The organism is Vibrio sp. ECSMB14106 (genome assembly GCF_000972265.1).
GTDB lineage: Bacteria > Pseudomonadota > Gammaproteobacteria > Enterobacterales > Vibrionaceae > Vibrio > Vibrio kanaloae.
In genome coordinates this window covers 56,360-68,597 of record NZ_LAUM01000027.1, presented here as the reverse complement: position 1 = coordinate 68,597, position 12,238 = coordinate 56,360, and the positions used below count along the sequence as shown (strand labels likewise).

Annotated in this window: 7 protein-coding genes and 2 pseudogenes; 4 read left to right on the top strand and 5 right to left on the bottom strand. The window is 44.7% G+C overall.

The genetic code is table 11. The features are described from left to right. Positions 1-51: 51 nt before the first annotated feature. Positions 52-1,383, bottom strand: a complete 1,332-nt coding sequence (locus tag WR49_RS16755) for an anaerobic sulfatase maturase (protein WP_046224761.1) — start codon at positions 1,381-1,383, stop codon at positions 52-54. A gap of 137 nt (positions 1,384-1,520) precedes the next feature. On the opposite strand from WR49_RS16755, the gene WR49_RS16750 reads away from it, so the two are divergent. Beyond that, positions 1,521-2,309 (top strand): formylglycine-generating enzyme family protein, encoded by a 789-nt coding sequence (locus WR49_RS16750; RefSeq protein ID WP_046224760.1) that lies wholly within the window; start codon positions 1,521-1,523, stop codon positions 2,307-2,309. A 166-nt stretch (positions 2,310-2,475) separates the two neighbouring features. Here the strand turns inward: WR49_RS16750 and yegS are convergent, their stop codons facing one another. The 4 genes and pseudogenes from yegS to WR49_RS16730 all read right to left on the bottom strand — a co-directional run. Further along, positions 2,476-3,384, bottom strand: a complete 909-nt coding sequence (gene yegS / locus WR49_RS16745) for a lipid kinase YegS (protein ID WP_046224759.1) — start codon at positions 3,382-3,384, stop codon at positions 2,476-2,478. 34 nt (positions 3,385-3,418) lie between these two features. After that, the gene (locus WR49_RS16740; protein WP_017058432.1) at positions 3,419-4,324 is read right to left on the bottom strand and encodes a LysR family transcriptional regulator; all 906 of its coding nucleotides are present in this window, start codon (positions 4,322-4,324) and stop codon (positions 3,419-3,421) included. A gap of 78 nt (positions 4,325-4,402) precedes the next feature. After that, on the bottom strand, positions 4,403-5,785 hold the full coding sequence (locus tag WR49_RS16735) for a BatD family protein (protein ID WP_046224758.1): 1,383 nt from the start codon (positions 5,783-5,785) through the stop codon (positions 4,403-4,405). Further along, a pseudogene (locus WR49_RS16730) lies at positions 5,782-7,065 on the bottom strand (hypothetical protein); the annotation flags it as partial. The gene WR49_RS16735 and the pseudogene WR49_RS16730, both read right to left, overlap by 4 nt. On the opposite strand from WR49_RS16730, the pseudogene WR49_RS16725 reads away from it, so the two are divergent. The 3 genes and pseudogenes from WR49_RS16725 to WR49_RS16715 all read left to right on the top strand — a co-directional run. Further along, positions 7,053-8,383, top strand: a pseudogene (locus WR49_RS16725) (sulfatase-like hydrolase/transferase); the annotation flags it as partial. The pseudogenes WR49_RS16730 and WR49_RS16725 overlap by 13 nt on opposite strands. Positions 8,384-8,709: 326 nt before the next feature. Beyond that, the gene (locus tag WR49_RS16720; RefSeq protein ID WP_046224757.1) at positions 8,710-9,804 is read left to right on the top strand and encodes a cytochrome-c peroxidase; all 1,095 of its coding nucleotides are present in this window, start codon (positions 8,710-8,712) and stop codon (positions 9,802-9,804) included. Continuing rightward, positions 9,797-12,217, top strand: coding sequence for an ATP-binding protein (locus tag WR49_RS16715; RefSeq protein WP_046224756.1), 2,421 nt, complete (start codon positions 9,797-9,799; stop codon positions 12,215-12,217). The genes WR49_RS16720 and WR49_RS16715 overlap by 8 nt, the downstream gene beginning before the upstream one ends. The last annotated feature ends 21 nt before the right edge of the window (positions 12,218-12,238 follow it).

Here is a 12,238-nt window from a genome sequence, read left to right as displayed (position 1 = left end):
ATATTTGATTAAATTTCATTAAGATCGATAGATCTAAACCTAGAACTTGATTTAAAACTTGGTCTCGAACGTAGCTTGTTGCGCCTGTTCTACTCGACGCGCCATCATCACAGAATCACTGTACTTACCATGAGCAACAGGGTGCCTCATCGCACGTGCAATATACGCCATCGATTTATCAACATGAGAGAAGAATTTGTGCCAGCCCGCACATAAATAGTTCAAACCCGGCTCACCCGCACGAGTTTTGATAAAGCGGTTTTTAGGGCATTCGCCATGACAAGCAAACTTGTAGTCACATTGCTGGCATTGGCTCGTCAGTGTGCGTGATTTAGCAAAGCCAAATTTCTGTTGTGGTGCGCTATATGCTAGGTCATCAAGCTTTTCATGATGGATGTTGCCGATTTTATATTCAGGGTAAACGTAGTGGTCACAAGAGAACACATCGCCGTTTGGCTCCATTGCTAGGCCTTTGCCACATATCTCGTTCAAAGTGCAAAGCGGGTTCGGGCGACCAATCCACGTTTCTAAGCTCGCTTCAAAATACTGAACGAACACTTTACCGATGTCGTGCTTCGCCCACTCGTCAAACACAGCAATCAGGAAGTTACCCCACGCTAAGTCCGACACACACCAAGATTCCATGATCGAATCTTTATGGCCAGGGATCAGACGCTTGTCACCTTGCTTAAGTTGCTCACTCACTTGAGACGTTTGTGGCGCAACCGTTCTAAAGGTTTTCTGTTCAACGATAGGAATAAACTGCATTTGTGGAGACTTCACCACATCACGTAGGAAACGATACACTTCTAATGCGTTTTGACTGGTCAGGTTATTCACACAAGTAAGCGTGGCGAATTTTACTTGGTGCTTGTGTAGCAGCTCAACAGCAGCCATCACTTGTTTGAATGTGCCACGACCCGCTCTGTTGGTACGGTAAGCGTTGTGCAGCATTTCAGGGCCATCAATACTTAAACCGATTAGGAAGTTGTTCTTTGCTAAGAATCGACCCCAATCATCATTCAATAATGTGCCATTAGTTTGTAGATCATTTGAAATTAACACACCTTCGGGCTGATACTTTTTCTGTAGCTCAACCACACGCTCAAAATAAGCCAAACCTAACATGGTAGGTTCACCACCCTGCCATGAGAAGATGATTTCAGGTGTATTTTGACCTTCGATGTATTGTCGGATGTAAGTCTCTAGCGTCTCATCATCCATTCTTGGAGAACTGCCTTTCTTGTACTCCAACAAATCTTGCTTACTTAGGTAATAACAATATTTACAGTCAATGTTGCACGCTGCGCCAATCGGCTTAGCCATAACATGCAGGCGCTTAGACGCTTTACCGTTATATTGTGGACCTTGAGTAATATGCATGATTTACCTACCTATCTTAGTGTCTTGTTCCCATCATAATTCCGAATTAACTCAGTGGCATGTTATACCCTTTATAACCAATAGGAATGACCAAAAACGTTAGAATTACATCCTATTTCGAATATTTGAGGCACGTGATGAAATTTATCAATTACAAACATTTAGCAGCAGTTAGCGGCGTCACAATGACTATTTTCCTAAGCGGCTGTGCAAGCGTGCCTACACACCCTATCGCTCAAAAAATTGACCAAGAGATGGTGTTGGTTGAAGGCGGAACATTCACCATGGGCTCAAACAGCAAGAAAGCAACCAAAGCTGAACGACCAGCGCGTGAAGTAGTTGTAGATAGTTTTTACATTGCGAAGTTTGAGGTGACTCAAGAACTATTCGAATCAGTGATGGGGTCGTCTCTTAGTTATTTCAAAAACCCACAAATCCCAGTTAACAACTTAAGTTGGCAACAGGCGAACTATTTCGTTGAGCAGTTGAATGAGTTAACAAGCGAAGAGTACCGCCTACCAACTGAAGCTGAATGGGAATTTGCAGCGAAGGGTGGCAACAGAAGTAAAGGCTATACTTACAGCGGTTCCAATAGCTTAGGTGATGTCGCGTGGTACTCAGCAAACTCAAAAAACAGTGCTCATCCTGTCGGACTAAAAAAACCAAATGAACTAGGTTTATATGACATGACAGGAAACGTGGGAGAGTTTGTGATTGATGCCTTCGATGACACCTTCTACAGATTCGGTCCAACAGATAATCCAAACAATGCAAAACATAGTGACGTAGGGCTATCACATAAATCAGTGCGCGGTGGCAGTTTTGCCTATGACGCAAATGAATCTGAAAGTTACCGCCGTGATTTCGCAAGCCAGTCAATCACCATGTCGGACATGGGTCTGCGCCTAGTTAAAGACCCAGACTAGTTACAGGCGGATTAAAATAATTCAGTATTACACAGCACAACGTTAACCCGGATCTCGGCTGGCGATAAGAATGCAGAAAATATTGCAAGCGCACTCAGTACGCAGAGCACACTATTGAAGCAAAGCCGATCTCACGTTCAGTAACACCATATGACATTGAACATATTCAAACGCAGTTCTTACTTAAACAGGGGCAGTCATCAGGAAGTACCAGACGGATGCTTGATGGGACAACTTCGAAGCGGATGTTATTTGAACGATAAGGCTCTCCGTCTAAATTAATCGGTAAAGGTTGAGTAAAATCGATATCAAGCCAACTCGTTTGAGTATGCACAATATACTTACCGTCTTCATCAGGACTTTTTAACTCCTCAAGAACTTGCGGTAATTCTGACGCCACAAATGACTTAACTAATGTTAGATCCATTAAGCCATCGTCTATCAAAGCTTCAGGCGCAAGTGATTGACCACCACCGGCCAAGCGACCATTACAAAACGCACCAACCAGAATTTCGCCAGTAAAAGTGCCTTTATCTACGGTTAAGGTGCCGATATAAGGCTTAAATCCTAACGCTTTCACCACGCCTGTTAACGTGTACGCACCGCCACCAAGAAAGTCTTTCAATTCAACAGGAGTTTCAGCGGTCACTTCAGCTCCAAATCCTGCTGCCGCTACATTCATGAAATAGCGGTCGTTAGCACGAACACTGTCGACCGCGAAAGTATTGCCTTCTAACGCGAGTGCAAAAGCCTCTGCAATATTACTCGGAATAGCCGTTGCAGTAGCAAAATCGTTCGCGGTTCCCATGGGAATAATCGCAAGTTGCGGCCTTTCACTCACTTGGAACTGGTTGAGCGCACTAACGGCCTCATTAACCGTCCCATCGCCACCAGCAACAATGAGCCGTTTCACACCATCGCATATTGCCTCGTTTACTAGACGATACATATCTGAAGGCTCCCAAGTCACTCTAACTTGTAGGTCGATATCACGGTCTCTTGCATCAAAAACCGCTTGTCTTAACTCTGGAGTATTGGCTTTCTTACCATTGAAAATCGCGCGAATGCTGTCCATGCTATGTCCTCTATAATAACTAATATAGTGCTAACTAACTTGATAACTCTTTTGCCGCCACTTTTATTTTATCACGCAGCCACTTATGGCTTGGCTCGTTGGTACGGCTTGGGTGCCAAATCATACACATTTCGAGGTCTTCCAACTCGAATGGTAAAGGCAGTATTTTGACATTGTACTTCTCTGAGAAACAGCGAACCGACGATATTGGCAGCATACCGATATAATCTGAGTTCTCAATGACTGGGAGCATCTCGACAACGCCAGCCGCTCGGTAAACTACCCTGCGCTGTTCTAATCCATCATAGTGTTCAGAACTTAACAAGCTTTTACGGGCGTGCCAGCGAGATACCACGACGTGACCAAGAGAAAGAAATTGCTCCATATTAATGGTGTCGCCAACCGTAGGATGATCAGCTCTGCATACAACCACCAGCTCCTCTTTAGAAATCACCTCATGCTTGAGCATGGTTCTTCCCTTTGGCGTCATATCAACAATCACATCGTGTCTTTGTAATCTTAAATCGGACTCGTAATCTTCAGTAAACAAAGGATGAATTTCCAATGCAATACCAGGCGCCACTTGACTAATTAACTGCATGACTCTTGGCATCATTTCGTAACTCGCCGCTGAGACGCAAGCAATTGAGAAGACGCGGCCTGAGGTTTTAGGGTCGAAGTCTCTTGAATCCGACAAAGTAGAAGTGAAGTTCTTGAGTGCGGCAGCCATTGCAGGATAGATATCAATAGCGAATGTGGTTGGCTCTACGCCTGATGTGGTGCGGTGAAACAGTGGCTCGTCATAGATATCTCGCAACCGTGCAAGCGCTTTGCTCACAGCAGGTTGGCTGATATCCATGCGACTAGCAGCCCTAGACAAGTTCTGCTCTTCATAGATAGCAACAAATATAGGAATTAAATTTAGCTCGGTATTTTTCATACAGTTCCATATTAAAGAAGCAGATTCCCCATAATAGAGAACCTGCCGATCATGTTCGATGCGAATAACTAAAGGTTGCTACTTAGTTTTATTTTTTAAGTCTGGCAAGGCTTTAGAGATTTTCAAGCGGGAGAAAATCGAACGAGAATGGCTTGAGTTTAATTGATCATTAGACAGGTTACTTAAACCTCTCCACAAACGAGTAAAGACGTTTTTATCTTCATACCCTTGCTGAAGTGCTTCGCTGTCTTCCACCCAACGTTTTTGTCCATTCAATTTACCAAGTTGCGCTTTACTCAGTTTCACTTTATCCAGTTCTAACTGAGTCGTTTCTGTTCGCAATTGACGGTAGATAAAGGTTCTCAATGCAGGCCAATTGCCTTGCTTAAGCAAACGACGGAATACCAACCAACTCGGTGTCGGTCGGTTCTTGTAATAACGCTTCAAAGAAACAAATAACGCAACACACAACACTAATGCCAAACCAACGCTGATAAAGACCGACATATAAGCCTTGATGAAGGATTGAACAGTGTGTTTTGCTTCAAACACCTCGCCTTTTATGACAACACTTTCAAGACGTTGATTCTTGCTGTCCCACCACTGGAATGAGAAATCCGGTAAGGTAAATTCGCCACCTTGTTGAATAACATAAACCGTTTCTTCGACTCGGCTAGAACGGTAATCACCGCGTTCTTGCGTATCGTCTAAACGGTTGGGCTGTGGGTAAGCTTGGAACTGCTGAGTGGACTCATTGGTTAGCACGTCTGGCAGCAACACAGAGAGGCTGTCTTTTGCCTTGATGGCTACCGTTCGAGTAATAGCATCGCCTACTTTTAAGTTTTCACTCGAGCGTTGCCATTGTTGCTCTGTATCTACTTCTGTTGCAGAAAACCAAGGCGATTCATTATCAAGTAAACCTGAAGGCAACGAAGCTTCAAACTTAATCGGCTGCGTGTAAAGCGTGCCGCCAACATTAGAACCATCAGGAGCAGAAACTTGGACGCGAACCGGCACGGTTGGAATGACAAACTCGCCAGAAGTCATCGGATAGAGCGTCACTTCCCAACGCTGGCGTGACCATGTAGTGCCATTAATTCGTTCCGTGTAGTTCGTCGCGAGTTGGTTCCGCTGCTTAGCAATCACGTTAGGAATTTCGATACTGCCGATTCGAGTCCCTCCCGTTAACCAACGCGGCGTCGCCACCTCAATATTCAGAATTACCTGCTCATTTACGCTGACTTTGGTCGGCCTTATCTTATCGCCTGACTTCGGTTTTTCTCCAACCCAAGCGATCAGCTCAACATCACCACTTTTTTGGAGATCGAAGATATCGGCAGCAGAAGCAACAGCAGGAAAAAACCAACTCAACATAAGAGTCATCGACAGTAACCACTTATGGGCTCTGAATCGCACTCTCTTTGATTGAATGGCTTCAAGAGCTAAATCATATCGACTCATTGTGCTTGCTCCTGTTTTGACGCCGGTACCTGTTTTGGCGTCTGTTCGATAGACGGTGCCGGATTTCTTAACTGAATTTGGAACTTGGACTTCAAGAAGAACTTAGGATCCGCTTCGACGCGTTTTAACCACTTGTCGGCAAGCTCTTGGCTGCCCAAGATTTCATTGGCATTAAGCGTTTCCTTGAGCATCAATTCCGCTACCGTTTCTTCTTCAGCGCCATCACCCGTTCGTGGCTGATCGTCTTCGAGTTCTAAAGACTCTTCAGGGCCATCTGTGGTTCCAGATTGGCTTTCACTGGTTCGGTTTACCTCTTCGACAATCCCGCTAAGCACTACAAGGTTATTTTCCACATCCGTTCTTAGTTCTGGTGAAAGATCCTCTTTCTCGCTTAGTGACTTCAAAAGGTCTCGCGCCGCAAGGTATTCACGCTGCCTGGCTAACGCACTCGCTGCATTGGATAAACCAAGGTCAGTTTTGGTTTGCAAGAACGCACTGTGAGCGAGCTTAAAATCACGAGCATAGTAATAAGCCGCGCCCTTTCGCATTGGGTCAGTGAAATGTTTAGCAGCTTGAAGGTACTCTTTCTGGTTCAACAAACGTTGACCTTGTTGGTCGGGCGTTAGCCATAAGTCCCACCACCATTGAGCTGTTTTGTCCCAAGCTGTAAGCGACTCCACTACAACGGGTTTCTCAGCGGTTAAGTTGACTGTTTTCGCCAAAGTGTCTGGTGAATACAGGCTGCTTGTGATCATCAAACCAACAACACACCACTGCACCAACCATCCTTTTCTGAACCACAACAACATGATAATTGCCATTGGGATAAGCAAGCCATAGCCCATGTCTTTCCAAGGCATTGAAGATTCGCCGTTGAGCTGCATGTTTCTTTCAATCGCTCTGTTCAATTGTTGGATATCCGAATCATCAACGGTCACCTCAACCACTCGTCCACCCGTCTTACTCGCTAAGTTACGCAGTGAATCGAGGTCGACTGGGTTATCGCTCACCACATTGCTATTTCCTGCGGCTAGAATGAGCAACTGATACGGATTGTCGTTAAAGAAACTCTCGTACGCCCTAATGGTGCTTGGGTTTACACCATCTGATACCAACAGTACAGAAGAGCCTAACTCACCAGACAGTTGTTGATTGATCAATGGCAGTGCTTCTTCTGCTGACTTACCTGAAACCGGCATGATGTCGGGTGTAATAGCCGCAAGAAACGGTTCGAATACCTTACTGTCTTGAGTGACAGGCATCGCCACGTGTGCGCTGCCTAACGGGCCAAGAACCTTTCCGTACCGGTCTATTGACTATCGGAATGCCAGGTTCAGACCACGGTATCCCAGATTGGGCTCCAACGATCGCTGACCTTCTTAAAGAACAGGGCTACATGACAGCCCAGTTCGGTAAAAACCACATGGGTGACCAAGACAAACACCTTCCAACAAACCACGGTTTTGACCAGTTCTTCGGTAACCTTTACCACCTAAACGCAGAAGAAGAGCCAGAAACATACTACTACCCTAAAGATCCTGAGTTCCGTAAGAACTTTGGCCCTCGAGGTGTAATCAAGTCGACTTCTGACGGTAAGATTGAAGATACCGGCCCAATGACACGTAAGCGTATGGAGCACGCGGATGAAGAGTTCCTAGAACAATCTCTAGCCTTCATGGAAAAAGCAGTGAAAGCTGACAAACCATTCTTCATCTGGCACAACACAACACAACACGTATGCACGTGTGGACTCGTCTACAAGAGAAATACCAAGGTAAATCAGGTATCAGCATCTACGCAGATGGCATGCTAGAGCACGATGACCAAGTAGGTATCCTTCTAGACAAGCTTGATGAGCTTAAGATCGCAGACAACACAATCGTTATCTACTCTACCGATAACGGTGCAGAGACAGTATCTTGGCCTGATGGCGGTGCAACTTACTTCCACGGTGAGAAAGGTACCACTTACGAAGGGGGTATGCGTGTTCCTCAGCTCGTTCGCTGGCCTGGTACAATCAAACCGGGGACTAAGATCAATGACATCATGAGCCACCAAGACTGGATCCCTACTCTACTAGCAGCCGCTGGTGATGATAAAGTGGTTGAGAAACTTGCGTCTGACAAAGGTGCGACTTACAACGGTAAAAACTGGCGTGTACACCTAGATGGTTACAACTTCTTACCTTACTTCCAAGGTAAAGAAGAGAAAGGCCCTCGTGATAGCATGCTTTACTTCTCTGCAAACGCTGAGTTAAACGCTGTACGTTGGAATGACTTCAAGATCTCATTCGCGGTAATGGACGGTAACATTACCGATGCGGTACGTTTCCAACCAAACTGGCCTCAAGTCGTTCACCTACGTGCAGACCCATTCGAAAAAGCCCCACACGAATCTGGCATGTACCTACGTTGGATGGCAGACAACATGTGGCTATTCGTACCAGTAGGCGGCAAAGTACAAGAGTTCATGAACACGCTACCTGACTACCCAATGCAGAACAGCCAAGTACTGAACCCTGGTAACTTCAACCAGAATGCATACATGCTTCAAGGTAAACTTAAGCAACTAGAAGCGGCAGCAGCGCAAGCTAAATAAGCCGATTTAGGAGAGATGTTTCAAGTAAACATTAGTACTTCGAGTAAACATACGCACTTCAGATATATTAAGTAAGTGCATTATGAAATAATAAAGCCGTGGTGACTCAATACAGTGACTACGGCTTTTCTTCATCGCACCTACATTAGCCCCAGTTTATCAGTCCATTCCCGAGCATACTTACCAAACCGGTTTAATTTCCTTCCACCAGCCTTGCAACATCAATTCATTGCAACTAGGTTTATAAAGTCACACCTTCATTAACAAGGGAATGAAGGTGGAATCAGAGCGACTCTGAGTGGTCATAATCAGTTGGAATTGATGCTATGAAAACGCCATATCTGGCTGTAATAAGCGTAACGGTAATTTGCGTTTCAATCTCCGTATTGGTTTATGATACCGCCTCTTCAAAGGTCCATGTATTACTTGAACATGAAGAACAACATTCTCGTAATAACGACTATGAAACCTTCCTTTCAGCAGCTCACACCTCCACTACAGATACCCAAAATACCAAACAGATCCCATCTGCAAAATCTCCAGTATCACCAATTCCAGATTCAATTCAAATTGATAAGAAGCTTGCCAAAATAGGTTGGATTTTATTCAGGGATCCCAACTTATCGTCCGATCAAAGTGTCAGTTGTGAAAGTTGTCATAGCCTGCAAACCAATGGGGCTGAAGTGACCCCTGTATCTGCTGGAGTAAACGGCAGCGGAATGAGAAATTCACTCACAGTGTTCAACGCGACCTTTAACTACCGCTTCTTTTGGGATGGTCGCGTTAACAACCTTACTGACCAAATCGATGGCCCCGTACATAACATCGCCGAAATGGATTCTAACTGGGAATATATTATTGATTATGTATCCCAGGCAGATGATTACGTTAGTCTATTCAATGAAGAGGGAACAGCTATTAACGAGGCCTCAATTAAAGCAGCTCTCGTTGAGTTTATGCGAGGCTTAACGACACCTCACTCTCCTTTCGACCAATATTTAAGAGGCAATAACTCTGCACTTTCTGCAAGTGAAAAAAGGGGGTGGAAAACCTTTCAAGAGGAAGGCTGTATTCGTTGCCACCAAGGCACCAATATTGGCGGCGGCATGGTGATGCGATTTGGCTATTTTGGATTATCAAAGACAGGTTCCGAACGAAGTGAAGATCAAGGTCGCTTTATGTTTACCGCTCAACCACAAGACAAGCACTTATTCCGTGTTGCTAGCCTTAGAAACGTCGCAATCACAGCACCCTACTTTCACGATGGACAAACCGCTACGCTAGAAGAAGCTATTAAGATTATGGGAGAGAGCCAGTTAGGAAAAACATTTGAAGACCAAATCATTAGCGATATCAAAACCTTCCTAGAAACCCTCACCGGTGACCGCCCTCAAATGCTAGTGGAGTTTGAAAATGAATAAAATCAGACTCATCTTTTTACTGTTTATCTCGCTATTTGTGGGCTTAGTCAGCTTTATCATGCTGACCTATTTTGAGCATGAGAAAGTCACTAAATATGGTGAATCTGTCCGTGAGCTCGGACATGAAGTACTAGAAATGCGCGATCAGATAACCAATGCGGCTCTCGCGGGGATCTCGAACCCTTATCAAATGACGGCAAATTTAGTCGCCTTAGAAAAAGAACTGCAATTGCTCAAAGGTAGCTATCAAGGTACTAATATCCACTCAGTGTTCTTTCGAGGCTTACAAACCCCGAAATTACTTGAGCGTTTCCACACCGCTTCTATAGCGAACGTGGATACGCTAGACAACCTCGTCGGATTGAGTGTTGCCCGTCAATTCATTCTGCAATCCCTAACTCTACAACTCACAGAAACTGGCTCAAGAAATGGCTCACACAATATTGACGCGATCACATCTTCAAACATAAATGTTCAAAGTGAGCTACTCGCTAGCGTGCTGTTTGCAGGCACACAAATTCAACATCAGGGCATAAACTCAGACTTGGCTAACCTGTCTAAAACGTTTACTGAGCTTAATGAGCAACAGAGCCAACTGCTATCACGAGTGCTTTCGGTCCATAGCATGGAATACCTTGAGCAGATTGAACATCAATTTACCGATGTTCAAGACCAGCTTAAAAGCATCATCGTTAAACTCATCATCACATTGGCGCTACTCACCTTTGCCTTCTCATTCACCCTCTTTATCCTGCGCGTCTTTGAATTAAAGCGAAACAACCTCTCCTATCAAGAAGCCGCAGACAAAGCGGAAAAAGCCAACGAAGCCAAGTCATTATTCCTTGCTACCATGAGCCATGAATTACGAACCCCAATGAATGGCGTGTTAGGTATCGCCCAGATCATCAAAGAAGATTCACAAAGCTCCGACACTCGCAAGCAAGCACAAATCATCATCGATTCAGGTCAGCACCTCGTTACCATATTAAATGACATTCTCGATTTTTCTAAGGTTGAACAAGGAAAAATGGAGCTTGAATACAGCCCATTCTCAGTCAAAGACGTGGTTACACACCTTGATAAAACATTGACACCACTTGCCACTGACAAAGGCCTCGATTTTATCATCAAGGACAGCATCCCTGCCAATGTTCAGTTGGTGGGAGACCCCGCACGTACCCGTCAGATTTTATTTAATTTGGCAGGTAATGCAGTCAAATTTACTGAATCAGGCAAGGTCGAAGTGGAGTTTTTGATTGCACCGACAACCCCGCCAAGCGTGAATATATTGGTGACTGACACTGGTATTGGCATTGCAGAAGACAAGATCGACCATATATTCACAGCCTTTGAACAAGCCGAGCTTTCAACGACACGTAAATTTGGCGGAACAGGGTTAGGACTGTCGATTGTGAAACAATTAGTCGAACTGATGGGCGGAAGTATTAGAGTCACTAGTCAACTGAATTCCGGTACTCAATTCGCTATCTCTTTGCCGTTAGAAATGCACGAGCTAGAAGAGAAAATCGTCGTTCAAACACCAATCCGAACCCATCAGACTCTCGATAACTTCTCAGTATTATTAGTCGAAGACAACAAGATCAACGCGATGGTGATCAGGAAATTCTGTGAATCTATCAACTTAACGGTTGAGAACGCTTACGATGGTTTACAGGCTTTAGATAAACTAGCCTCAAACCAATATGACTTAATCATCATGGACAACCACATGCCGAACATGAGCGGTATTGAGGCGATTCAAAAAATCCGCAACGAACTCAAGCTAACTACCGTGGTTTTCGCGTGTACAGCCGATGTGTTTAAAGAAGCGCACGATGAATTTATTCTGTCAGGGGCTGATTTCGTACTCACCAAACCATTGCAGAAAAACAGCTTACAAAACGCCATTAATGAGTTTCATCACCAATTTGAGGTTAACCGACATAACTCGGCTAATGTACACAACCGTCCAAACAAAGATGAAAGCAATATCACCATATTGACACGTCTGCCGAAGAACAAGTTACCACTCACAGAAGAAGAGGTTTCGCGCAGTCTATTGCTGACTAGCGGTAAGATGGAAACAGGTGAGAAACTCGAATGCTTGACCTCTCTCGTCGAGGAGTTAGAGAACGAAATTGACGAATTGATAGAGTTATTTTCTAGCGCCAGACCGGATGATCTCTGTAGAACCTTAAACGCAGTCAGAGCGATTGCATCAAGGTTTGAGATGACAGAGGTACTTGAGCTTGCAGTTTCCGCAGAACAGGTAGCCGAGCATCACACAATGCCTGAGGCCGAATTACTTCAGCAACTGATCAATCGATTGATGGTTAACAGCCACCAAGCCACACGCTTAATACAAAAACTCAATCAGCAAGCTAATACAACGGGAAATGAGGCATCGAAATAATACGGGGGGGCGATAACGATT